This is a genomic window from Sulfuricurvum sp., from assembly GCF_049587615.1.
Taxonomy (GTDB): Bacteria; Campylobacterota; Campylobacteria; order Campylobacterales; family Sulfurimonadaceae; genus Sulfuricurvum.
The window spans coordinates 36,449-60,352 of sequence record NZ_JBAVEF010000053.1 but is presented as its reverse complement, the minus strand read 5'-3'; the positions used below and the strand labels follow the sequence as shown (position 1 = coordinate 60,352).

Genomic DNA, 23,904 nt, shown 5'->3' with positions numbered 1-23,904 from the left:
TCGCGTGCCGTAGGGCACAAGCGTACCGCCAGCGTCCTGGTGTGAGGGCGCTTTTCTTTTCGTTCTTTTCTTTTCTAAAAAGAAAAGGACATAGAAAGTATCAAAGAAACAAGTAAGTTTAGTCATTGACACTAAACTTACTTGATACTTCTTGCATTATTAAAACTATTTCGTTACAATCACAGCTCAAAAATTTAACCTAAAAGGATAGCTTCATGGCAAAACATCAGTTCCAGACTGAAGTCTCACAAATCTTACATCTCATGATCCACTCTTTGTACTCCAACAAAGAGATTTTCGTCCGCGAGTTGGTTTCCAACAGCTCCGACGCCCTTGATAAACTTAACATGCTCGTCCTCACCGACGAAGCCTACAAAGGGGTCAACTTCGCCCCTCGTATCGATATCGTCATCGACAAAGAGGGCAAAACCCTCAGTATCTCTGACACGGGTATCGGGATGAACGAAGCCGATTTGGTCGAAAACCTCGGAACCATCGCGAAATCGGGAACCAAAGCGTTCTTGGAAAAACTCTCAGGCGATCAGAAAAAAGATTCCAAACTCATCGGTCAGTTCGGAGTCGGTTTCTACGCATCGTTCATGGTAGCCGACAAAGTCGAAGTGATCAGCCGCAAAGCGGGTGAAGAGCAAGCGTACAAATGGAGTTCAATGGCGGGATCAGAATACGATCTTGAGCCAGCGGAACGCGATAGCCACGGTACAACCATCATTATGCACCTAAAAGACGATGAGAGCGAGTTTTTAGAAGCTCACCGCATCGACACCATCGTCAAAAAATACTCCAACCACATCCCCTTCCCGATCTACATGGACAAAGAGGAGTGGGTAGCCCCAGCCGAGGGTGAGGAAAAAGGGCATAACGAGATCGTCAACAAACAGATCAACAAAGCCAACGCATTGTGGACGATCAGTAAATCAGAGATCAGTGATGAAGAGTACAAAGATTTCTACTCCAGCATCGCCCACGACTCGAGTGAGCCTCTCGCATGGATGCACAACAAAGCCGAGGGTGCGCTCGAGTACACTACCCTCTTCTACGTTCCTTCCAAAGCGCCGATGGATCTCTATCGCGTCGATTACCAAAGCGGTATCAAACTCTACATCAACCGTGTCTTCATCACCGACGATGAAAAAGAGCTTATGCCGACCTACCTCCGTTTCTTGCGCGGGGTGATCGACTCTGCCGACCTTCCATTGAACGTCAGCCGTGAAATCCTCCAAAGCAACCGCGTTATGGCGAAGATCAAAAACGCATCGGTTAAAAAAGTGTTGGGTGAATTGGCGAAAATCGCCGAGAACGACACAGAAAAATACGACGCGTTCTACAAAGAGTTCGGAAACGTCCTCAAAGAGGGACTTTACAGCGACATGGGCAACCGTGAGCGCATCCTAGAGCTTCTCAAACTCAACACCCTCAACAGTGCCGAGCCGGTCATGTTCAGCAAATTCGTCGAGAGTGTAGACGCCGAGAAAAAAGAGATCTATTACATCTCTGCGAAAATGTCTCTTCAAATGCTCAAAAACTCTCCTGCGCTAGAGCGTTTCAAAGCCAAAGGGATCGATGTCCTCGTCCTCAACGAAGAGATCGACACGATCGTATTCCCGATGGTAACCGAGTACAACGACTATAAATTCGTCAACGTCACCGACGCGAAACTCGAAGAGTCCGAAGAGGAGAAAAAAGAGCACGAAGAGAAAGCTAAAGGGCTAGAATCTTTCGTAGGTCAGCTCCAAAATGCTTTGGGTGAGAACGTATCGAAAGTTGAAACGACGTTTGATCTCACCGAGTCAGCCGTATGTCTAAAAGTCGACAAAGAAGACCAAGGGTACATGATGGCGCAGATGATGAAGCAATTCGGGCAAATGGGCGGGGATTTCCCGGCTCCGAAACCGATCCTCCAAATCAACCCGAACCATGAGTTGATCAAAAAACTCAGTGACTCAGCAGATATGAACCTCATCGACGATGCGGCGCATGTGTTGCTTGATCAGGCGAAACTGTATGAGGGTGAAACGTTGGCGGATACCGCAGGGTTTATCGCACGTTTGAATCGTATTATGGCGAAAGCGCTCTAAGTCATTCCGTACTTGATACGGAATCTAGCTCTGTCATTCCCGCGAAAGCGGGAATCCATCTTTTTGTATTTCTACTTCTTAACATAAATATTACAATTTCAATAAACGTCAGCTAAAATACACACCTAATAATTTTAAATGTTAAAAGAGAAAAAATTCATGGCAAATAATTGGAATATTCCTGCTTGGCTAGAACAAGAAGTCAGGGGAAGAGATAAAAAATGCGTTTACTGTGGTATTGAGTTTACACCTGCAAAAGTTTCAAAAAAAACTGCTGCAAGCTGGGAACATATTATCAACGATGCTAAAATAATTACACGGGAAAATATTGCTCTTTGTTGCTGTGGATGTAATGCGAGCAAAGGACAAAAACAACTTTCGTTCTGGCTTCAATCCAAATATTGTCAAGAAAAAAACATCAACCCAAATACCGTTGCGCCGATCATCATACAAGCTATCAAAAGCGGCTTATAAGAAATAGGAGTCAGGTGATAATTATCACCTAAAGTATTCAAACTTTCTCTCTACTTTTCTGTTTAGCCGAAAAGTAGCAAAAGAGCATACCGCGATCCAAGAACGCTCGTTCCTCTCGGCACTACTGCCTTCGGAACGGCTCTAGGTGTTGGATCACGGGGATTGTCTATTTATTTTCGCATTCTACGAAAATCATTCCATCAAATAATCTTTTGCCTTGCGACACCACACAGAGCAAGGTCGTTCCGCCATAGGGCGAAACGTACCGCCAGCGATTTGTCGCAAGGCGATTTTCTTTTCACAGAAACATTTTGCTTTGCAAAAGCGCTACGCTTGTTTTGGTACTTTTCTTATGAAAAAGAAAAGGACATCATTATTAATTATAAAGCCTCAATGTCTCCCCGACATTCACCCGCCCTGCTCTTTGTTCCATACTGATACTCTCACGCCACGGCATCGGACTCACTTCGGGAGACATAAGCCCTTTGCTCTTATGGACGCGGATAACATACTCGCCGCTTTGGACAAAATGGTCGTTGAATTCAGCGATATAGGGCATATCCCACACGATGCACCCCTCGCTAGGACACACATCGGCACATTTCGGTACGGCGGAGTCCACACACTCGATACATTTTTCGGGCTTGACATAGGTGTATTCCCCGCCGCTCAGCGGGGATTCATCGGCGCTGACGATAGCTGTCGCCGGGCACTCATCGATACAGGCGTCACAATTGATGCATAAATCCGTAATCAACACAGCCATAAATCACCTCTCCTATTTTGAGTTATAGTTGTCTTATACTATGCATAGTATGTTCTTATCTATATCAAAATTCCCGATCTAAAAAATCCGAATCGTTCAACACGTGCGCATTTGCGCTGTTCGGCATAGAGTGTTTCGGTACGGTTCCGAATCCTTCCAGCTTTCCGCAGTTAGGGCATTTCCCCCCGTCAAGTTCGGCTATCATCTCCACATCGATCACAAAATCACACGCTTGGCAAAAAAAATCCATCATAAACTCCTATACGGTTTTCTAACGTATACAATGCATTCCCTATTCTTATGGACTACATAAACGTAACGTTCTGTGCCTTTATCCTCTTCAAATCTTCTTCATCCAGCCCGTCGATGGCGTGGACGAAACAGCACGGTTTCTCTTTGATCTGTTTGTGAATCTCCCAAAACAACTCTCTATTCTCTACGACATAGACATTTTCAGCATACAGCGCTTTGAGAGGCAGACCGATACATCCGTGGGCAAGGGTGATCGTCAGCAGCTCCATCATCTCGTTGTTGATGGTGATCCCTCCGTTGCCTTTGAGTAAAATAATTTTTGGAGGAGCGCTTTTCTCTGCCATAATTTCCCTTTTACCCATATATATTCATTTAGTGTTCCAGCGATAGCACATCTTTTGCATTACACTCATAACCTTTTACCTGCCACGGGAGAGCACATGCACGAGATCGAAGATGTGGAATGGATTATCTGGAACAGCGCGATAGGGATTCGCGATTTTGTCACCATCGGATATATTAATGATGAGGAGAATGTCGCATGGCTCGAATCCCCCTATCAGATGGTGGGCCCTTTTTCGATCAAAGAACTGCTGGCTCAGGGTCAGATCAGCTTTGCCGAGTGTGTCGTCATGTCCAAACAAAAATGGCAGGAGGAACGCGAATCCCTCCTCACCATCTCGATGATGAGACGCCGTAAAGCCCAACAGGAATTTTTCGAAGAGCTCGAAAAACAAAACAAACGCAGGCAACATAACCATACTTATGAGCTAGAAGCGTATCGAACTGTGCTGGGTCTCCCCATAAGCGGTACACTGGAGATCACCCAGATTAAATCTGCCTACCGCAAAGCCGCCAAAAAAGCGCATCCCGACGCAGGAGGAACGCAAGAGATGTTTCTGCGGGTCAAAGAGGCTCATGATACTCTGCTGGAGTGGATCGAATCATAAAGTCATCTGTATCAAACTCTCTGCCCACATACTCAAATGATCTTTGGACAATGCACTGCTAAAACGGTTCATCTCTCTGCCGTTTTTAAAAGCAATAATCGTCGGAAGAGCATTCACTCCGTATTGACGTGCGATATCGGGATAATCCAAGGTGTTTATTTTAATAAAACGGACTTCGAGACCAAATGAAGATGCTGCATTTTCATAATCGGGAGCCATCTTCATGCACGGTGCACAATCAGGAGAATAAAAATCGACGAGAACGGGAATCTCATTTTCAGTAATATGTGCTGTGAATCCATCAAAATCGCACTCTATAGGGGTAGTGTCTGATAAAGATTTCTGACAGGTGTCGCACAAGACATCCACTTTTGTCACTTCGTTTTTAATACTGTTCACGCTATGGCAGTGCGGACAAACAATATGAAGAGCTTCCATATATATTCCTAATAATGATGATGTTCAACAAACTGCATAAATCATGCACAATATATGTTTCATTAGAATACTTTATGTATATTGCCCTAAAGAGTCACTCATTGGAGGAATTTTTTGGATCAATGTTTAGTACACATCTGCGAGAGATTTGAAAGATTAACCGATTTTCTCAGAGACAAATCGCCGGAAGAAGTGGAGATCGTTAGCAATCTTTTTTTGGATTTTATAGATTGTTTCTCCTCGTTGCGCTCAGAAAAGCTGGAGTATCCAAAAGAGTTTCAAAAAGATGTGAAATACTTTTCGCAAGATGAACCGATCATGAAAAAACAATTTGAAGACATAGAATTCCGCTATTTGATGCTAAGTGATTTTTACGATTTTTGTAAATTGACAAAAAGATATATTAAGTAATAGGGATCAGGTATTCAATCTTAACTTTTCGACTCCCCTTCCCGCACCCCACCTTTCAAAAACCAATAATTTACCCTACTTTTCTGTTTAGCCGAAAAGTAGCAAAACAAGCATAGCGCTCCCGAAGGGATGTTTCTCTGAAAAGAGCATACCGCGATCCAAGAACGCTCGTTCCTCTCGGCACTGCTGCCTTCGGAACGGCTCTTGGTATTGGATCACGGGAATTTTATAAAAACAATAATGCCATCACACCACACCAAGAGCAAGGCCGCGTGCCGCAGGGTGAAACATACCGCCAGCGATTTGTCGCAAGGCGATTTTCTTTTAGTACTTTTCTTATGAAAAAGAAAAGTATGATTAGACTTGCTAAAGAGATAACACCATAAACGCTATAATCTCCGTACAACATCAACCAAATACATATAGGTCCAGTATGAACAGTGATTATGATCAACGCGTATTAATCGATACCAATGCACTCTCCTGGGAACTTACGGAACAAACAGGAGTTTTCAAAAAACTCCTCTCTTCCCGCGATGACACCGAAACTGCCCTCATCGAACTAAAAGAGAATGCGGTGTTAAACCCCTCCTCCAAAATCAATAGTGTTGAATTGCTGGTACTCGAGGGGAGCTATATCAACGCATTCGGCGAGTTTCCGCAAGGCACCTATCTGCGTTTGGGCGCCGAAGACGAAGCCTCGGTACGAACCGATCATGGGTGTATCGTCTTTCGTAAAATCAACTATTTTGACACTGATAGCTCAGTGATGATCCACACCCCGACAACCGCATGGCTGAGCGGACAGGGAAACCTGCAGGTACTTCCGCTGCACGATCAAACCGCACTCGTCAAATGGCCCGCAAACGAACGCTTCCTCCCTCACAAACATTGGGGAGGGGAAGAGATATTGGTTCTCAGTGGAGTGTTTATGGATGAGCACGGAAAATACCCTCAAGGTTGCTGGATCCGCAGTCCGCACCTAAGCCACCATTATCCGTATGTTGAAGAAGAGACAATTATTTTAGTCAAGACAGGTCATCTGTAAATCGCCTCAATAATGTATACTTACACCTAAAAATAGAAGTGAGTTATCATGCAGTATATTGTTCAGGTAGATTTTCCCTATACGGGACCGTTTGGTGACGAGATGGCGCAAGCATTCACGGATCTGGCACACGATATCGCAAATGAATCGGGCCTGATCTGGAAAATTTGGACTGAAAATGCTCAAAACAACACAGCGGGAGGGATTTACCTCTTCGACAACGAAGCAGACGCCCGCCGCTATATCCAAAAACATACCCAGCGGCTCGAATCGTTCGGCCTCACCAACATCCGTGCCGCCCTCTTCGAAGCCAACCAAAAGCTGAGCCACATTACAAAAGCACCTCTCTAACCTACAGGGAAACGCTCCTTTGTGCTCAAAAGAGCGGGAGTTAATTGTATGCATTCCCAAGAGAAAAAGGGATAAAACATGAGCATAATCAATAAACGGCTATTTGCCCGTATAGGGTTGTACTCCGTGGCAGGAATCATTGCATTCACACTCTATGCCAGAGCCAACGTTCCCCCTGAGACGGATGCAGAGTATTGCCAAAGAACGGGAATGGTCAAAATACATAACCGGTTTTATCAATACAATGTGTATCAGCATGATGAAATGAAGCCTTTTGCGGATATGCTGACAAAAGGGTGCGAGGGTGATGCGTATTGCGAGGTTGATCGAGCGTATCAGTATGTTCTTAAAATCCCCTACAAAGAGAGCTCCGCCAACCGCAATCCATCCGACGTGATCAATCAAAACGGCGGTGATTGCGATGAAAAATCATTTTTACTGGCAACTTTACTCTTGCAAAATCACTATGAATGCCTTTTGATAACCACCAAAAATCATGGATTTATCGGCGTTCATATAGCCAACGAAAAAGAGATCACCCGCCCCTCCTCCTATGTGACATTTGAGGGAAAAAAATACTATTTTGCCGAGATAACCGTTCCGGCGGGATACATCGGTCAGGATAACGGCGTAAAAGAGCAAGAGATCGAAGGGGTATTTGACATGGTGGCAAAAAAAGAGATCCCGATGCAACAGGTAGATTTTTTCTTCGCTCCACGCACCTGAGAGGAGAATATAAGGCTGCTTCTGTTCATTCCCAAGCGAGAGCTTGGGAATCGGTGGGATGATTATTTAGATGCAGCCGCATACGCTTTTTCAAACGCTGCGAGATGGTTCACTGAACCCAATCTGAGATTTTCGAATACATCCACGACATCCGCAGGCATTCCTGCTTCATAGTCGAGAATATCTTTAATATCTTTTTCTTCAATCGCAATCCCGACACCCAGTCCATCCAAGAGGGATTTTGATCCCACCGCTACCAAATCATCGTACAGCTTTTGGAGTTCCGGCAAGACGAATACCCCCACTTCCCCTTCATTGACTCCTGAAATATTGACGCCGTATTTAATACACAGCTTTTCTACCGCATCCATGTGTTTTTGCTCCGAGAGCTGAATATTGGCAAACGTACTCGCACTCGGATACAGATTCCCCAGGGTGTAATAGACATCGCGTGCCACTTTCTCTTCCTGATACATAAAGAGCAGAGCCGCTTTCTGAGTGTCGCTCAGCACTGCCGTCGTTGTAGGTGTTGACGAGATGCTCGTCTGGATTTGTGCGATTTGGGTTGAGACATCCGTTGTATTGATATCTGTTACAAAATCAGTTTCATTATTTTCAGCATGGGTTTTGATAGCCTCTGCTTGTTCCCGAACCTGTTTGGCAGCTAGAAGACGAATCAATCGAGGCTCTGCATCGGTAGAAGCACTCAGATTCTGCTCCGTCTCTGCCAGTGAATGGGCAACGATTTTGGCCGCATTGTGCGCTTGCAGATTCCCTTTCACAATATAGTCATCTGTCACGGAGACGGTCATCCCCAATTCGTACTGCAGTGCTTCCATCGCCAACTCCGGTGTAAGCGACGGGTTCATCTCCATTTCCTGTGCAATCAGTGTGGTAAGTGGAGAAATAAAGCTGTGCTGAGCATTGATCGCTTTGAAATGCCATGCCTTCCCGATCGTTTGGTTGGTATCCAAATCGATGGTATCTGCGCCAGCTTCAACGATCACCGGAAAATTTTGAGCATCTGTACTGCTTACATTGAATGTATAGAGCCCTTTTTCATTGGTAAGAGCAAACGGCTCATCTGCATCACATACATCATTTTTATTTTTATCCAGACATACCTTCGCACCTACCAAATACCCATCGGCGACCATCCCGATCAGGGGGGTCGTCGCAGTAGAGGCAGTAGAGTCATCTCCTCCTCCGCATCCGTTCAATAACAATGTAGCCAAGAGTACAAACGGTACTGCAATTTGTTTGTAAGAGAGTCTCATTATATTCTTCCTTTTTATGTTTCATATAAGTATATTGTAACAATGAAGTATTAAGAGAGTGTTAAATGTCTTAGTAGATGTCGATTTTAGAGAAGATCTGATACTGATTTCATGTAGGAAACATAGACTAAAAATTGATGATTCTGCTACAATTCACTCAAAAACTGGATCATTTTAATCTATGCACGTTATCCCGATCACCGAAACCAATATCAATATCTATCACACCCTTGCACAGTATTATGAGGCGGAATTTTCACCTCTGACAGGGAAAAAACCGGATGCTTCAGGTATATTCGAACTCGATACCCATCTGGGGGAAGAGATCATGGGTTTTTTACTCAAAGTTGATCATCTCCCTGCCGGAACCGCTGCTATCGCGTTTAAAGGTAATAAAAGCTATGAAGTATGCGAGTTTTACGTACTCCCGTATTTTCGGAAAAACGCTATCGGAATGCGGTTCGCACACAAAATCTGGGAACTGTACCCTGGAGATTGGGAGATTAAACAGCTCCAAGGTGCCGAATATGCCACAAAGTTTTGGCGAAAAACGATAGAGCGATTCAATCAGACAGCCTATCGTGAAGAGCAATATCAAGATCCCTATTGGGGAACGGTTACCCGACAACAATTTACGGTAAGCTAATCAAGCTGAGTCATAGAAAAGTACGCTCATCTTTCCAACCTTCTCTTTAGACTGAGAACCTTAAAAGGGAACAGGCTATTTTTTCCCCTCCCTCATCATCACAGCGCCCCCCAAATCAATACTCAACCTGCGCGGTTTGAGAATAAAACGGTAATAAAGCAGATATAAAAACAACCCAAAATAGGTTAAGGCTCCCACCGAGATAAAAAGCACCCCGATATTGAAATGTTTTTTCTCGACGACGAGACCTGTATGTGAGCGCTCGATGCGGGTGTAGCCGTTTTTATAAAACATCTCATCGATACGATCCATTTTTGAGGTGTCCGGCAAATCCGTATGACTCATCTGCGAAATATAGTCCCGAAAAACCGTAAGGCTCTGGGCGTAATTACGGCGATCCCAGAAATAAATCAGTATCCCCAGCGGCAATATGAACATCATGATAATCGTGCTCATCCCTTACTCCTTACATCGGTATCAAAGCATTATAACATCGAAACAAGAACAGAAAAAAAAGCATAGCTATACAATCATTTATGAATATTTCTTATGTAAAACGGTGTAGAATCAATGATATGCTTTAAAGGGGAACGGATGCGTATTTTACTCACAGGGGCAAACGGATATATCGGACGACGCCTGAAACATGCCCTCATCCAAAAAGGGGATGTTACCCTCCGGTTGATGGTACGCAATCCCGACAGCCTCTCCGCAGCGGCCAAAGAAGCGTGCGAGATTGTCAAAGCCGACGTCATGCACCCCGAAACGCTCGATGAAGCGCTGTGGGATGTGGACGTCGCCTATTATCTCATTCACGGCCTTACCCATTCCAACTTCCGTGATTTGGATCGTCAAAGCGCCCAAAATTTTCTCGATGCGTGCATTCGCCAAAAGGTGAAAAAAATCATTTATCTGGGGGGACTGGGGGATAAACAGACGGGAAGCGAGCATCTGCTCAGCCGAATCGAGACGGGGGAGATCCTCAGTTCCCGGCCGGAGGAGGTTCAATGCATCTGGTTTCGTGCCGGAGTGATCATCGGTTCGGGAAGTGCCAGTTTTGAGATCATCCGAAATCTGGTTCAAAAACTGCCGGTGATGATCACCCCAAAATGGGTCTCGACCCTCATCACCCCTATCGGCGTAGAAGACATTGTCCGCTATCTGGTTGCGGCGCTTGAACTCGAAACGGGGGAAAACCGGATGATCGATTTGGGTGAAGAGGCGATGAGCTATGGCGATTTGATGCTCCGTGTGGCAGCGGGTATGGGGCTTAAACGGTATCTGATTCCGATCAATCTCCTGACGCCGAAACTCTCCTCCTACTGGCTGACGCTGTTTACTCCCGTACCCTACGGGGTGGCCAGCTCATTGATAGAAGGGCTGAAAAGTGAAGTGGTCACGACCAATACTCTTCGCCATGAGCTTTTTGATATCCGTCCCCATACGCTCGAAGAAGCGGTACATCATGCGGTTGAAGAGATCGAATCCAATCAGGTGATCAGCCGATGGAGCGACAGCGGTGCGGGCTCTGCACAGGCCGACTCTGCGGACAATATCGCCAATGCTATTTTCGTGGACCGCAGAATCGTCGATTTCGGCGAGATCCCGCCTCAGAACGTCTACCGCAGTTTCTGTATGATCGGCGGAGAATCGGGCTGGTTCGGATACGACTGGCTCTGGAAAATACGCGGAGTGATCGATAAACTCTTCGGAGGAGCCGGAATCAATCGGGGACGAAGGGATTCGCACCACCTTCGTATCGGAGACAGTGTCGATTTTTGGAAAGTCGTTGATCTGGTGGAGAATAAGAGGCTTCTCCTTTTTGCCCAGATGAAATTGCCCGGCAAAGCATGGCTGGAGTTTAAAATACAGGATCATCAGCTGATTCAAAGTGCCTATTTTTATCCCGACGGAGTCTCCGGACGGTTATACTGGTATGCACTGGTCCCTGTTCATCATCTCATTTTCGGCAATATGGCCTCGTCGATTCTTCAGCGCGCCAAAAATTTGAAAGATTAGCTATGTTGTCGATTGAATGAACCCTGCATCCCCGCAAATGGATACTGTACCAGCCGTATCGGCTGTTCAAGCGGATGTTCCGGAGATTGCGGGAGTGAATCAAACAGCGGAAGCCGTGGGGCTGCGACGGCGATTGATCTCACGCCGTTTTAAAATAAGAATGAGATCTTAACCGCGAGAATCGTACATCTCATGAAATATTTTCATGTGGGGATCTTTGTGGATAAACTGATTCGCTTCCAATACCCTCTCACAAACGGACTCAATCGTATCCCCTTTTTTAAATACGATCAGGCTCCCTCTCAAATGATAGTCCGGATAAAGGTTGACCAATTTTTCCAAAGCCGTGCGTGCGCCGACATAGTCCACAAATGTAAATAAAACAGCGATATAGTGTTCATTGATTTTTTTCCCGACATCGCTTTGGCGTACACTGTCTAAAAGATGCGCTTTATCCACATCGTAATCACTGCAGGCTACCAAGGCCAAATTGGCCTCAATATTATATCGCTCCAGTGTATAAAGAGCCATTTTAATATCTTGCTCGAACGCGAGTCTTAAATCAATTGCGTTCAACTCTTTCATATCATTCCTTGCATCGTATCATTTTTGAGTCTGTTAAAAAGATCGGTATTTTACCCAAAAACAGGGTATATCGGCATGTGGATATATGTTGCACAATAGTTAACAATAATAGGCTATAATGGTTTTATATCAAATCAAAAGGGGGAAATTATGAACCTGTTCAAACTAAAATCATCATCAGCTGCTCGAACGCTGGGGATGATCCTAATGGGTATGGCGGCCATCGTGATGTTTTCGGGCTTTTGGAGCGGTAAAACGCTCGATCAGCAACGCTCAGAACGTCTGCAATCCAGTAACGAGACGCTGCAGCTGCTGTACAAACACGCGCCGGAAGCCAAAGAGATGATTGCCAACTCCTACGGCTATGCGACATTCAGCAATGTCGGCGTAAACCTGGTCCTCCTCTCTGCGGAAGGGGGGATAGGGATGGCTCATGAGAACAAAACAGGAAAGAACACCTATATGAACATGGCTTCAGGCGGCGTGGGATTCGGTCTTGGAGTAAAAGATTTCCGAGCGGTATTTCTCTTTGAAAACAAAGCCGTATTCGACCGGTTCGTGAATGAAGGATGGGAAGCCAACGCACAGGCGGATGCCGCTGCAAAACTGGCAGACAAAGGGGATGCAATCAATCTGGCCATTACTGTCGAACCGGGAATCCGGCTTTATAAACTGACGCAAAACGGTTTAGCACTGCAGGCGACAATCCAAGGGACAAAGTATTGGAAAGACGGCGAGCTGAATAAATAGTATTGAAAAAGGGGGATGAGGCTATCCGCTAATCCTCTTTTCCCTATTGGATAATCCAATCGCGTATCGATCTTTTTTAGCAAAGTTCACTACAATACACTTATAAAACGGATTTCATACGATACTAAGGATTACCCATAAAACCGACTACTACCAACCGAAAAACAGCTCCGAAGCGGGACTACAAAAACCCTCCTCCAAACTTCGCACGTAAAGCAGCGCCGAAAAAAGAGAATATCGAAACGACCCAGAAAAACGAAATCAAAGCGATGTTTATGAACTGGTTCAAAAGCAGCCGTGCGGTTGCGGGTCACATCATGACCAAGCAAGATGTCATCAAAAATATTTTGAAAAAATTGGATGCAAAACAGGACCGTCCTTTTCAAATCGCCATGGATGAACTGAAAAACGAGGGTCTGATCGAAGTCAAAGAAGATGGAGTGACGTTGGTATTGACCCAAAAAGGGAGTGAACGTATTTAACGTTTATCTCCCGTTATCTAGCGATGAAGCATCTTGTAGAGGTACTCTTCGAGCTCGGCGGAATCGCTGATCCCCCGCTTTTCCAGCATCTGCCGTGAGAGATCGTCTTCTGCGAGCAGTTCGAAGATATCGTCGGGGTTTACAAAATTGTAAAAACTACGAATAAACTCCAGCAGCAGTTGAAAGTTATCAAGCCCCATCGGGTTTGGACGCTCTGATTTAAAATATTTGAATTGATTCCAGTTGATCTGTGCCATTGAGTGTCCATTTGTTTATCTTTCCCGCTATTATATAGAAATCCAGTTTTTCTTCAAAACAATAGAGTAAAATTCAATTCATCAAAGGAATAACCATGTTCAAAAAAATCACCTTACCCCTATTATTCACCCTTTCGCTCATCCCCTCGGCCCATGCCGCGGAAACGACGGCGTGGGAGCTGTTCGGATGGATGGAAGAGAGCCTCATCGGGGAGTGGAAACTCTCCTCCGCCGAGGCGCAAATCGGTACCGAATCGTACAAACACAAGGCGGTATTGCCCATCACCGGAACCGATGCGACGGGGATGGCGTTCAAACTCATCGGCGGAGAAGTGACGATCCAGGAAGATTTACTCCCCAATACGGCCAAGCAGATGGTAACGATGTACCACTGCAAAGATATCGCCTGCACCAACATCAAAGCGACCCATTACTGTTCCAAACAAAATCAGCCCGAATTCCTCGCCAATCTGCGTGAGAGCACCCCGGAGCGGATCGTGTTTGACTGCGATATGTCCACCGAGTTGTGCCAATCCGACGAAGATCATATCCATCAGATCATCCACGAACTCACAAATGACGGCAAGCACCTCAAAACCTCCTATTTTGCCTGGAAAGAGAAAAAACTCTCTTCAACCCATTCGATCTACCATTTCGACCGGAAATAGTGGATCGATGAGGAATCAAGGGTAAATAGCAATGGACTACCATGGCGCGCTTCTTCTTATCATAGTTGTTTTGGGAAGCACATTTTTTGCCCTTGTGTTTCTCAACGAATTTCGGAAAAAAACTCTTTTAGAGAAAATCAAAAAACTTCCTTTCACAAAAGAGTACGAAACATTCCTAGCCAGAACACCCCATTACGGCAAACTCTGCACGAACGATCAGACAAAACTCCAGCGTTCCATTCTACGCTTCATCCATACCAAAGAGTTTATCGGAGTCGGTTTGAACGTGAGTGACGAGATGAAAGTTGTGATCGCTTTTTACGCCTGCTTGTTATTGCTTCGCAAAAATACGGATAACTGCTACGACAATCTCAGAACAATCATCATTTATCCCCATGCAATCATGATAAAACAGATCCAATCACATGGAGGTATTTACGCCAAAGAACAGTTTGTGATTGAAGGGCAGTCGGCGAACGATACTGTCGTGATCACCTGGCATGAAGCCAAAAAAGAGTCCTATCATATGCGACACAGCAATGTCATACTCCACGAATTTGCCCATGAGATCGATTTTATGGACGGTGAGATCGACGGGATCCCTCCGATTGAAAACTCGAAATATGACGGATGGGTGAACATCCTCACCAAAGAGTTCAAGGCGCTCCATACGATCGTCCGTAAAAACCGTGAGTGGGGAAAATACAAACTCCTCGGAGCCTATGCGGCCGACAATGAAGCGGAGTTTTTTGCCGTCGTGACAGAGCGATTTTTCGAAACCCCCGCATCGCTGCAACGGCACTTTCCGGAACTCTACCATGAACTGAGAGATTTCTACCAAATGGATACGGCAGAACTTTTTTCATAAAACAAAGAAGCAGCTGTTTTCTCCCCTTCCCCATAGCCTTTAGGCTATAATACGGTAATTAAAACAAGGTTGCTTCCCCATGTCCAAACACCCGACACTCCTCCAACAATTCCGCTCATTTTGTTTTCAAAACAACGCCACAGACATCGAAAAAGCAATCGAGTATTTTGCCGTGTTCGGCGGTATGGGATGGAATGTCGATATGTCAAAATCTTTGGAGGAGCTGATCGAAGAGAAGGTGCTGGCAAACTACCGCTACATCCATGCCGATTTGACCAAAATCACCCAGAGTAATAAAGCGCATCACTCTCTTCTCACGGCACTTGCCGTAGGGGATCGACGGGAACACTCTGCATTCCGACGCGCCAATCTTAGTCGAAAAGAGGGGGAAGAATCGGCTGCTTTTTTGATAAAATTCGGGTTGCTGATTCGGGAAGCATCGCAAGAAGATCCGGCTGATGAGAACGAAGAGGTCTCGGATCGCCTCATCTTTACCGCCCCGTTCTTGCGCTTTTGGTTCTCCTCTGTCTCTCCCTACTACAAGGGGATCAAAGAGGGAGATTTTACCGAAATGAAAGAGCGGTGGGAGAATACCAAACAGACCTTTTTCGATTCGGTATACGAGGGGCTCGTAATCGCCCTTGTCAAACAAAGCTTCAAAGAGGACTGGGTGGCTAAAATCGGCTCTTATTGGGACAAAAGCGGTGAGATTGAGATATTGGGACAAACCAAGTCCGGCAAAGTTCTGGCGGGATCGTGCAAATATTCCAAAGCCAAAGCCAACAAAAGCGAACTCTCCAAACTGCAGGAGAAATGTGCCCGTGCGAAACTGAACCCCGATATGTTCGTCATTTTCTCGAAGAGCGGATTTTCAAGCGAGTTTAAAAAGGAAAAAAGTGAGACACTTAAACTCTACTCTCTTAAAAATCTGAAAACACTGATGGATGATCTCAACGAAAAAGACCTTCTTGTTAATACGAACAAAAAATATTGATGCCACTTTTTCATCTCGAGTCTCTGAATCGAGATGCCTATATCACTTCTATAGCTACGATCCAAGACTATGAAAGCATACGGTTTGCCGATCAGTCATTAGCATGGTGGGATCGTCATTTCAGCTGGAATACGCAAGGGTGTGCTGTGTTGTGCAATGAAAACAATGAGCATTTATGCTATTTATTCTCAAAGATCGATCGCTATAGCGAATATCTCACCCTCTACAATCTTTTTACACCTCTAATGAAACAGCACAAAGGATATGCTACACACATGCTTCGGCTGATACTCGATCAAGCCCTCAAGAAACATGTCAAACGAATTACATTTTCATCGGTTTCATCATCACTCGATTTTTATCAATTACTGGGATTTATCTATTGGGGCATCAATGATATCGGTGATTACTACTGCAATCTCCCTCTTCCCCAAAGTGGTCTGGATGGGATAATAGCAATGATCCAAGAATCGGACATTAAAACTCTGATTGGTTCAAATCTAACTAAAATAAATGCCAAAATTGACGAGAATGAACGCCGTCTCACTCCGGCACAAATTCTCATTTATGAAGCCGATATTGTCAAACTAGGAAAAAGCTATGTGCGTGAAGAACTAAAAATCCTCAAAGAATTATCGTAATCTCCAATGCATCTATAAAATAAGGGTCATTCCAGTACAGCACTTTAATTTTCTTCCTAAAACTGCTATAATTATCACATTATGAAACAATAAGGACTTAAATTTATGAATAATAATTTTATTTTTATTTTCGTAATCACCTTTTTTTTTACAATTCCTGCAGTTTTTGGAATGGCATTTGAAGCGTCGGAACCGGACGTGCCTCCAGCAGGACTTGACTATGTTTCATCAAATCAATCTGTATTTGAACACAATACGACTTTTCCTGATTACAGCAGTGCTGGAAATTGGGGAATTGATAGCTTTCAAGACTACTGGTCCCATAAAATACTCCGTTTTTCTTCCTATCTTGATCATGTACTCTCTACATTCTACATGGATGCAAATAATCTTTTAATATGCGACGCCAATGCAACAAACCAGCTGAACGTAAATGCGGATACCAATGTAATACCATGCTATACAATAAGTGAAATCGAACAAAAGAAAGCAAAAGAGACCTACCTTGCATCTATCTGGTTAGACGAATTTTTCAAGGATGGAAACTATTTGGATATGACCAATAGAAGCTACGTCTTAGTACGTGGAGGGTACGAGTATGATAGGAGGGGAGATTCTTCAATTTTTTATAACATCAAAGCCCGTATCAAGCTGCCAAAAACACAAGGTAAAGTTCAGCTCTTCATCGGCGATGATACGCCAGAGAGCATCAATCTCTCCAATGCACAGTATAGTTCAAATAATGAAGGGATTGGGCTAAAATATTACACACCTGGATTATTTGAGCACTTACATACCAGCGCAGCTATTGGTTTTTCACGTATTGACAACCCTTATGTTAAAACCCGTATCGAATCCCCTATCTTTAGCGGAAACTGGTTATTCAAACCGATACAAGAGTTTAAATTTTCCCATGAAAATGAGTTTGAAGAGTGGACAAATCTCTATTTTGACCGGAAGCTTTCCGACAGTGAAATACTCAGACTCCTGCTTCAGCGATCAACGAAAAGCGGAGTACGCGGGATGAACTACCTCGCACAACTCTCCTACATGAATACACTCAAATATGAAATCGGATTTAACCACTACATTGGCATGAGTGGTCGGACAAAAGATCAGAGCGGCACGGCATACATTGACGGCACAACTCCCCAAGAAGGGATATATGAGTATTCCGTAGGGACGATATGGCGACAAAAACTGTTGAACGACTACCTGTTTTATCAAATACAACCGATTGTCTCATTTCATGAGCAATATAACTTCAAGCCCGACTATATCTTTCGATTCAGCTTGGACTTCTATTTCGGCAGTCAGCGCTAGCTCTGACTAGGTAAGGCGGCCGCTGTAGGGGATACGATTTGTCTTTGATATCAACAATTTCCTGATCAGCTTTGACACCATCGGCATACAAAATAACGCCGTCTGCCGGCGCAATAAAACAAGAGCTGTTCCCTCTATCGATGGTTGTTGAGCGTTGAGGGGATCGTCTCAGCGCTCGCTTGCAACGCAATGGCTTCAGGATGGCGCTGATAGTGTTGACGAACGACATTGGCCAATGCCGCTTTCGTTGTTTCATCAACTAATATTTTCTCCCCTTCTCCCAACGTATCGACAATCGCCTGCAAAAGGTCATTTTGGACACCGTTTAGCTTTCCGACCCATGATTGCAACAACCTTTTATCGACGTGCGAAGGCAATGATCCCATAATCCCGACATCGTTTTGATCGTGTATCAACAATCCGGATGTCGTTCCGCGGTCCAGCGTCAGTACCTGCAGGAGATAGAGCGTATGATACGCCAGTTGTTGATTGCGGGCCTCATCATCAACATCCCGACGCTCTTGGATCGCGTTCCGGATAATCGTGATATAGGTATCAATGATCTTTTTACCGAAAGAAGAGGCAAAACGGAGATCCGCTTCTTCATCGCCGCTCGTGAAACTTTCCAGATAAAAATGCGAAACGCCTCTGTGCCGTCGCAGTGCAGGGATGTAAAAGTAGCGCTCCCCCTGCGTCCTCCCCTCATCATAATAAGCATGAGCTGCCTCCTTCAACGCATTTTCGAATACCTGAGTATCCAGCGGATCAGGATTGCTCGGATTCAGATCCGCCATGACCCTCCAATACCCGCTTCCATCACGCATTTCGGTCCAGCTGATATGCATGTGCATCGAGGGGACTAGCGGATTGGCCGGATGGATGATTGTCGAGATAGCTGTGGCGGAAGAGAGTTTTTTAGTCGGATCATCGTCATAATGGACTTGGGAATAATTGACCGAACCGCGGTTAAACAGCCGTTCATCCGCGGCTTCATACCTCACCCCTCCCCCATGGCGCCCTTCGTCACGGAACCATTCTACCGCCACAAACGGCTTATCGGATCCCAAGGTATGCGTAAGGTCATTGAGAGAATGTACAAAATACAATTGCAGCTCTGAGATTATTTGAGAAGCGGTGTGTGCGCGGGGAGATTGGGGATTGATTCGTTTCATTAAAGTTCACTTTGGATTGATTATGTCTATACAATAATACCCACATCCCTCTATAAAAAACTTGATCTAAAGGCGAAATTTTCGTCATTAGAATCGAGATAAGTCAAGCAATAATAAAGTAGAATTTCGAAAACAAAAAAGGATTATCATGGCCTGGGCAACCGCACGACATATTTTAGTAAGTACCGCAGATGAGTGCAACGCACTGAAAGCAGAGATTGAAAACGGAAGCTCTTTTGCTGAAGTAGCGGCAGAGCATTCACAATGTCCATCCGGCCGTAAAGGGGGAGATTTGGGACGATTCAGTCCGGGACAAATGGTCCCTGAATTTGACAAAGCGGTGTTCACCGGCGATGTCGGCGTTTTATACGGCCCTATCAAAACCCAATTCGGCTACCATCTTTTAGAAGTAACTGCCAGAGGTTAAACAAAAGGAGGTACCCCTCCTCCTTTAACCCATCAATGTTTTTTGAATAGATTCTTATTCTATTTAACTATTTAAAAAAATTATACAAAGCTAATCTTCTCTGCCCTATCATTTAACCATATTCATTCAAGGAGTCGGTTATGTTACGGACATTCACTTCTCTCATTGTAGCGGCCTTATTGTTTTCTTCGGCGAACGGTGTTGAATACGACGGTGAAAAAAGCATTATTTTCGAAACCAAATACGATGTATGCATCATCCCTCCTCAGGTTGACGACGCTATAGCCAAAGGGGTCAAAGTGGTGGATGTCGTAACGGCAAAAGCCCTGTTTGACCAAAAATCCCATTTTTACGATGCCCGTGAAAAACGCCATTACATCAAAGAACATATCAAAGGTGCCTATCCCGTATATTTTGATGTTTCCAAAGCCGAATACATCGTTATCGAGCTCCCCAAAGACAAAGAGGAAAAACTTCTGTTTTATTGCTACGGTGAAACGTGCGCCAACTCGTATGAAGCCGCTTTAGCGGTTCGAAAACTCGGGTATACCAATGTGTATTGGCTTCTCAACGGATTTTCCGAGTGGAAAGAGAAAAAATACCCCGTTGAATCAAAATAGCAAAGATCCTCTACAGCCATTTCAATGAAGGAAAATAATACTCTGGCTAAAAACGGCCGGAAGGGAAAGGGTAAAACAGTTATTTTGCCCTACTTCTTTCTCACGCTCTCAGAAAAAAAACCAGATCAGCAATGCCACACCGATACCGAGATTGAACCAACTTCCCCCCTCTTCAAAAAGCATCAAGAGCAGTTCATAGTATTGGCGTTCGACAGCCGATGTAGCGTTTAGCAATTCTCCCTTTGCGTAGGCGGTTATAGGGCTTCCCCAGATAAATGCGATAATCTCCGGTACGATTAAAAATAGGACTATTCCCAAAAATCCCCAAATCGATTTTTCCGGCTTCATCGCGGTAAAGACTTTTTGGGTTGTGGGATTTTGAACGAGTTGCTGTGCTTTAGTTTTGATTGTATGTTTCATGTGAATGGAATTATAATCAAACTCCTCTCCATTCGCCATACCTCTTCGGATTTATTTGTCCATCAGCGCAAGATAGTGTACAATAGTTTAAACGGTGCAAAAAACATCTCAGAGGGCCGAAAAGAGGGGAAAAATGGAGGTAACCAATCACGTCATTGCCGACGCTTTCAACGAGATTGCCGAACTGCTCGATATCGAGGGGGCAAACCCCTTTCGGATACGGGCCTACCGGAATGCGGCCCGCGCTATTTTTTCCTATCCCAAAGAGATGCAGAGCCTCGTAGAAGAAGGATTTGACCTTACGACCCTCAAAACCATCGGCAAAGATCTTGCCCAAAAAATTACGGAGATGGTACATACGGGTGAACTTCAATTTTTAAATGACCTCAAACGCCGTATTGCACCCGAACTCGAAGAACTTCTCAAAATCCCCGGTCTCGGTCCCAAAAGAGTCCATCTCCTGTATGAGCTTCTCCATATCCGATCGGTGCGAGACCTCCAAAGCACTTTGGAAAACGGCAGACTCTCAAACATCGCGGGGTTCGGCCCCAAACTCCTCGCAACACTCAAAAATGCCCTCGGTAAAAAACTTGCAGAAACAAAACGATACCGCCTCTACGACATCCGTCCCGTTGCCCGGAGCATTGCCGATCAGCTTTCTCACGCCCGGGGGGTCATCCGCCTTGAGATCGCCGGCAGCATCCGCCGCCGAAGGGATACGGCCAAAGACATTGATCTCGTCGCCGCCTGCGATGAAAAAAACGATATTATGGAGCGCTTTGTTACCCTTGAAAATCTTCACTCCATCGTCATGCATGGCCCTACCCGCTCTTCGATCATCCTTAAAAACGGTATCCATGTCGATCTTCGCGTCGTTTCCGAAAATGAATTCGGTGCGGCACTGCACCATTTGACGGGATCCAAAGCCCACAATATCGAACTGCGGACAATAGCCTCCAAAAAGGGGATAAAAATCAATGAATACGGCGTTTTCAAAGGGGAGGAAAACATTGCGTCCAAAAGCGAAACGGAACTCTATCAAGCGCTCGGGATGCCCTACATTGTCCCCGAACTGCGTGAAAACCGAGGCGAAATCGAAGCCGCATTCAACAATCTCCTCCCCCGCCTCATCGAACCTTCCCAGATTCGCGGTGACCTCCACGCCCATACGACCTATACCGACGGTCTAAACACCCTCGAAGAGATGGCATTGGCCGCCCAAGCCCGAGGGTATGAGTATCTCGCCATTACCGACCACACACAGCATCTGCGTATCGCTCACGGTCTGGGAGAAGAGAAACTGCTCGAACAGCTTGATGCGATAGACCGGCTCAATTCCACCCTTAAAGGGATCACCCTCCTCAAATCGGCCGAAGTCGATATCCTCTCAGATGGAACACTCGATCTTCCCGACACCGTTCTCAAACAGTTGGATTTCACCGTCTGCGCCGTTCATTACCGTTTCAACCTCTCGGCCAAAGAGCAAACGGCACGTATCCTCAAAGCGATGGAAAATCCCTATTTTACGATCCTCGCTCATCCCACCGGTCGCCTTTTGGGACTGCGCGAACCCTATGCGCTGGAGATGGAAGTCCTCCTCCGTGCATGTGCCGATTACGGCACTGTTTTGGAACTCAATGCACAACCCGACCGGCTCGATATCAATGATCTGCATTGCCGGATGGCCAAAGAAGCCGGTGTCAAAGTGGCCATATCCACCGATGCCCACTCGATTACCGATCTGGAACTCATGGAGATGGGAATCGGTCAGGCACGGCGCGGATGGCTCGGAAAAGAGGATGTCCTCAATACCCGAAGCCTCCCGGAACTGTTGAAATTGCTCCGCCAACGCCATTGACACCGTTTCGTTTATCCCCCTTCTCTTTTGATTTTCTCCTGCAGCGCCGCTATAATGGCGTATGCAAAACTCCTCTGAAACCTCTTATGATCTCATCGTCGTCGGTGCCGGTGCGGCAGGGATGATGGCCGCCATCACCGCCGCACGCCGGGGCAAAAAAGTCCTTCTGCTCGAAAAACTTTCCAAAATCGGTTCAAAACTCAAGGCAACCGGAGGGGGACGGTGTAATCTCACCAATACCCTCTCCAACGAAGCCTTTATGTCACGATTCGGCCGAGAGGGTAAATTTATGACCCAAGCACTCGAAGCACTCGATCACAAAGCGCTAATCGCTTTTTTTGGTGAAATCGGGGTGGAAAGCCACGCTCCCGACGGATACCGTGTATTTCCGGTCTCCCACAGTGCCCTGAGCATTATCGCCGCGCTTGAAGAGGAGATGACGCGGTTGGGAGTCACCCTCATCTGCTCCGCACGGGTGGAAGGGGTGGAACACAACGGTACCCACGTTACCGGTGTCAGTACGGCGCAACAGAGCTATACGGCACCTGACATCATCATTGCTACCGGGGGGCTGGGATATCCCCAGCTGGGAGCCGAAGGGGACGGTTTTACAATTGCTTCTTCCATCGGACACAAAGTCACCGAACTCTACCCCGCCATGATGCCGCTGCGGACTCGGGAGACATGGGTCGCCTCGTGCCGCGCCGATACTATCCCTAAAGTAGAGATCCGTATCGATCTGCCCAAAGCGAAAAATATCCGCGCTACAGGGGACCTTATTTTCACCCAAAACGGCATCCGAGGCCCCGTCGTCCTCGATGTAGCCCGAGAGATCACCCCCCTGATCGAAAAATACGGCACAGTCCCGCTTCTCATCAACATGACAAAAGGGCTCAACGAAGAACAGATTCGTGCTCATATCAAAGACGCCATTCATAAAAATCCCGAACAATCCGTATTGACCCATATGATGACGCTCCTGCCGGAGTCTGTTTCCCGTGAGCTCTGTACCCTGGCCGATGCCGATCCGGAGACGGGATTCAACCGCCTTCCAGGCATCGTGCGCGATCGGCTTGTCAAGCTTCTGGCATGGACACCGCTCAGCGTCATCGGGCATGACGGTTTTAAAATGGCGATGATTACCCGCGGCGGCGTATCGCTAAAAGAGATCCGTCCCGAAAGCATGGAAAGCAAAATCCTCAGCGGTCTCTATTTTTGCGGCGAGGTGATGAACCTCGACGGCCCTTGCGGCGGATACAACCTCCAATGGTCATTTGCCAGCGGCTATCTCGCAGGGCACCTCTTCAAAAAAGAGCACCCCTAATGGCGACTGTGCAAAGCACTCCCCGCATCGTTGCGTTATAATGGCACTTATTTTTGATTTA

Annotated in this window: 30 protein-coding genes; 19 read left to right on the top strand and 11 right to left on the bottom strand. The window is 45.8% G+C overall.

Going from position 1 to position 23,904, the window contains the following annotated elements; genetic code table 11:
• The first annotated feature begins 215 nt into the window (after nt 1-215).
• The gene (gene htpG / locus WB308_RS10425) at nt 216-2,096 is read left to right on the top strand and encodes a molecular chaperone HtpG (protein WP_424191230.1); all 1,881 of its coding nucleotides are present in this window, start codon (nt 216-218) and stop codon (nt 2,094-2,096) included.
• A 138-nt stretch (nt 2,097-2,234) separates the two neighbouring features.
• Entirely contained in the window at nt 2,235-2,570 is a 336-nt protein-coding gene (locus WB308_RS10420) for an HNH endonuclease (RefSeq protein ID WP_424191228.1), read from the top strand.
• A gap of 376 nt (nt 2,571-2,946) precedes the next feature.
• Here WB308_RS10420 and WB308_RS10415 read toward each other — a convergent pair whose 3' ends face one another.
• The 3 genes from WB308_RS10415 to WB308_RS10405 all read right to left on the bottom strand — a co-directional run bounded on the left by WB308_RS10415 (nt 2,947) and on the right by WB308_RS10405 (nt 3,932).
• Entirely contained in the window at nt 2,947-3,336 is a 390-nt protein-coding gene (locus tag WB308_RS10415) for a 4Fe-4S dicluster domain-containing protein (RefSeq protein WP_424191226.1), read from the bottom strand.
• A gap of 64 nt (nt 3,337-3,400) precedes the next feature.
• Complete coding sequence (locus tag WB308_RS10410) at nt 3,401-3,586, bottom strand: hypothetical protein (RefSeq protein WP_424191224.1); 186 nt, start codon at nt 3,584-3,586, stop codon at nt 3,401-3,403.
• Between the two features lie 55 nt (nt 3,587-3,641).
• Nucleotides 3,642-3,932: a hypothetical protein gene (locus WB308_RS10405; RefSeq protein WP_424191222.1), complete on the bottom strand. Its 291-nt coding sequence runs from the start codon at nt 3,930-3,932 to the stop codon at nt 3,642-3,644.
• Between the two features lie 96 nt (nt 3,933-4,028).
• Between WB308_RS10405 and WB308_RS10400 the strand changes: the two genes are divergently transcribed.
• A complete protein-coding gene (locus WB308_RS10400) occupies nt 4,029-4,538 on the top strand; it encodes a J domain-containing protein (protein ID WP_424191220.1) in 510 nt (169 codons plus the stop codon).
• Here WB308_RS10400 and WB308_RS10395 read toward each other — a convergent pair.
• The gene (locus tag WB308_RS10395) at nt 4,533-4,976 is read right to left on the bottom strand and encodes a thioredoxin domain-containing protein (protein WP_424191218.1); all 444 of its coding nucleotides are present in this window, start codon (nt 4,974-4,976) and stop codon (nt 4,533-4,535) included. The genes WB308_RS10400 and WB308_RS10395 overlap by 6 nt on opposite strands.
• A gap of 844 nt (nt 4,977-5,820) precedes the next feature.
• Here WB308_RS10395 and WB308_RS10390 point away from each other — a divergent pair.
• The 3 genes from WB308_RS10390 to WB308_RS10380 all read left to right on the top strand — a co-directional run bounded on the left by WB308_RS10390 (nt 5,821) and on the right by WB308_RS10380 (nt 7,512).
• The gene (locus tag WB308_RS10390) at nt 5,821-6,435 is read left to right on the top strand and encodes a cupin domain-containing protein (protein ID WP_424191216.1); all 615 of its coding nucleotides are present in this window, start codon (nt 5,821-5,823) and stop codon (nt 6,433-6,435) included.
• Between the two features lie 48 nt (nt 6,436-6,483).
• Nucleotides 6,484-6,786: a monooxygenase gene (locus WB308_RS10385; protein WP_424191214.1), complete on the top strand. Its 303-nt coding sequence runs from the start codon at nt 6,484-6,486 to the stop codon at nt 6,784-6,786.
• A 78-nt stretch (nt 6,787-6,864) separates the two neighbouring features.
• Nucleotides 6,865-7,512, top strand: coding sequence for a hypothetical protein (locus WB308_RS10380; RefSeq protein WP_424191211.1), 648 nt, complete (start codon nt 6,865-6,867; stop codon nt 7,510-7,512).
• Between the two features lie 62 nt (nt 7,513-7,574).
• Here WB308_RS10380 and WB308_RS10375 read toward each other — a convergent pair whose 3' ends face one another.
• Nucleotides 7,575-8,789, bottom strand: a complete 1,215-nt coding sequence (locus WB308_RS10375) for a DUF2202 domain-containing protein (RefSeq protein WP_424191209.1) — start codon at nt 8,787-8,789, stop codon at nt 7,575-7,577.
• Nucleotides 8,790-8,970: 181 nt separating this feature from the next.
• Here WB308_RS10375 and WB308_RS10370 point away from each other — a divergent pair, with 181 nt between their 5' ends.
• A complete protein-coding gene (locus WB308_RS10370; RefSeq protein ID WP_424191207.1) occupies nt 8,971-9,435 on the top strand; it encodes a GNAT family N-acetyltransferase in 465 nt (154 codons plus the stop codon).
• Nucleotides 9,436-9,510: 75 nt separating this feature from the next.
• Here WB308_RS10370 and WB308_RS10365 read toward each other — a convergent pair whose 3' ends face one another.
• Nucleotides 9,511-9,891, bottom strand: coding sequence for a hypothetical protein (locus WB308_RS10365; protein ID WP_424191205.1), 381 nt, complete (start codon nt 9,889-9,891; stop codon nt 9,511-9,513).
• Nucleotides 9,892-10,029: 138 nt separating this feature from the next.
• Here WB308_RS10365 and WB308_RS10360 point away from each other — a divergent pair, with 138 nt between their 5' ends.
• The gene (locus WB308_RS10360; RefSeq protein WP_424191203.1) at nt 10,030-11,454 is read left to right on the top strand and encodes an SDR family oxidoreductase; all 1,425 of its coding nucleotides are present in this window, start codon (nt 10,030-10,032) and stop codon (nt 11,452-11,454) included.
• Here WB308_RS10360 and WB308_RS10355 read toward each other — a convergent pair.
• Together WB308_RS10355 and WB308_RS10350 are read right to left on the bottom strand one after the other, a co-directional pair.
• Nucleotides 11,451-11,597 carry a hypothetical protein gene (locus tag WB308_RS10355; protein ID WP_424191201.1) on the bottom strand — a complete coding sequence of 49 codons (147 nt, stop codon included), beginning with the start codon at nt 11,595-11,597 and terminating at the stop codon, nt 11,451-11,453. The genes WB308_RS10360 and WB308_RS10355 overlap by 4 nt on opposite strands.
• Nucleotides 11,598-11,622: 25 nt before the next feature.
• Nucleotides 11,623-12,039 (bottom strand): hypothetical protein, encoded by a 417-nt coding sequence (locus WB308_RS10350; protein WP_424191199.1) that lies wholly within the window; start codon nt 12,037-12,039, stop codon nt 11,623-11,625.
• 150 nt (nt 12,040-12,189) lie between these two features.
• Between WB308_RS10350 and WB308_RS10345 the strand changes: the two genes are divergently transcribed.
• Complete coding sequence (locus WB308_RS10345) at nt 12,190-12,789, top strand: hypothetical protein (RefSeq protein WP_424191197.1); 600 nt, start codon at nt 12,190-12,192, stop codon at nt 12,787-12,789.
• 275 nt (nt 12,790-13,064) lie between these two features.
• A complete protein-coding gene (locus WB308_RS10340) occupies nt 13,065-13,271 on the top strand; it encodes a hypothetical protein (protein ID WP_424191195.1) in 207 nt (68 codons plus the stop codon).
• Between the two features lie 17 nt (nt 13,272-13,288).
• Here WB308_RS10340 and WB308_RS10335 read toward each other — a convergent pair whose 3' ends face one another.
• Complete coding sequence (locus WB308_RS10335; protein ID WP_424191193.1) at nt 13,289-13,528, bottom strand: hypothetical protein; 240 nt, start codon at nt 13,526-13,528, stop codon at nt 13,289-13,291.
• Between the two features lie 95 nt (nt 13,529-13,623).
• Here WB308_RS10335 and WB308_RS10330 point away from each other — a divergent pair, with 95 nt between their 5' ends.
• From WB308_RS10330 to WB308_RS10310, 5 genes are all read left to right on the top strand, one after another.
• Nucleotides 13,624-14,196, top strand: a complete 573-nt coding sequence (locus WB308_RS10330; RefSeq protein WP_424191191.1) for a hypothetical protein — start codon at nt 13,624-13,626, stop codon at nt 14,194-14,196.
• A gap of 31 nt (nt 14,197-14,227) precedes the next feature.
• Nucleotides 14,228-15,064, top strand: coding sequence for a zinc-dependent peptidase (locus WB308_RS10325; RefSeq protein ID WP_424191189.1), 837 nt, complete (start codon nt 14,228-14,230; stop codon nt 15,062-15,064).
• A gap of 79 nt (nt 15,065-15,143) precedes the next feature.
• Nucleotides 15,144-16,058, top strand: a complete 915-nt coding sequence (locus tag WB308_RS10320; RefSeq protein ID WP_424191187.1) for a DUF234 domain-containing protein — start codon at nt 15,144-15,146, stop codon at nt 16,056-16,058.
• Nucleotides 16,058-16,699, top strand: a complete 642-nt coding sequence (locus WB308_RS10315) for a GNAT family N-acetyltransferase (protein ID WP_424191185.1) — start codon at nt 16,058-16,060, stop codon at nt 16,697-16,699. The genes WB308_RS10320 and WB308_RS10315 overlap by 1 nt, the downstream gene beginning before the upstream one ends.
• A gap of 105 nt (nt 16,700-16,804) precedes the next feature.
• On the top strand, nt 16,805-18,022 hold the full coding sequence (locus WB308_RS10310; RefSeq protein ID WP_424191183.1) for a hypothetical protein: 1,218 nt from the start codon (nt 16,805-16,807) through the stop codon (nt 18,020-18,022).
• Nucleotides 18,023-18,156: 134 nt separating this feature from the next.
• On the opposite strand, the gene WB308_RS10305 is transcribed toward WB308_RS10310, so the two are convergent.
• A complete protein-coding gene (locus tag WB308_RS10305) occupies nt 18,157-19,194 on the bottom strand; it encodes a coproporphyrinogen III oxidase (RefSeq protein WP_424191181.1) in 1,038 nt (345 codons plus the stop codon).
• 148 nt (nt 19,195-19,342) lie between these two features.
• Here WB308_RS10305 and WB308_RS10300 point away from each other — a divergent pair, with 148 nt between their 5' ends.
• Both WB308_RS10300 and WB308_RS10295 read left to right on the top strand, forming a co-directional pair.
• Complete coding sequence (locus tag WB308_RS10300) at nt 19,343-19,621, top strand: peptidylprolyl isomerase (protein ID WP_424191179.1); 279 nt, start codon at nt 19,343-19,345, stop codon at nt 19,619-19,621.
• 140 nt (nt 19,622-19,761) lie between these two features.
• A complete protein-coding gene (locus WB308_RS10295) occupies nt 19,762-20,241 on the top strand; it encodes a rhodanese-like domain-containing protein (protein ID WP_424191177.1) in 480 nt (159 codons plus the stop codon).
• 108 nt (nt 20,242-20,349) lie between these two features.
• Here the strand turns inward: WB308_RS10295 and WB308_RS10290 are convergent, their stop codons facing one another.
• Nucleotides 20,350-20,661 carry a hypothetical protein gene (locus WB308_RS10290; RefSeq protein ID WP_424191175.1) on the bottom strand — a complete coding sequence of 104 codons (312 nt, stop codon included), beginning with the start codon at nt 20,659-20,661 and terminating at the stop codon, nt 20,350-20,352.
• Between the two features lie 133 nt (nt 20,662-20,794).
• On the opposite strand from WB308_RS10290, the gene polX reads away from it, so the two are divergent.
• Nucleotides 20,795-22,519, top strand: a complete 1,725-nt coding sequence (gene polX / locus WB308_RS10285) for a DNA polymerase/3'-5' exonuclease PolX (protein ID WP_424191173.1) — start codon at nt 20,795-20,797, stop codon at nt 22,517-22,519.
• A 61-nt stretch (nt 22,520-22,580) separates the two neighbouring features.
• Nucleotides 22,581-23,843 carry an NAD(P)/FAD-dependent oxidoreductase gene (locus tag WB308_RS10280; RefSeq protein WP_424191171.1) on the top strand — a complete coding sequence of 421 codons (1,263 nt, stop codon included), beginning with the start codon at nt 22,581-22,583 and terminating at the stop codon, nt 23,841-23,843.
• Nucleotides 23,844-23,904: the final 61 nt, after the last annotated feature.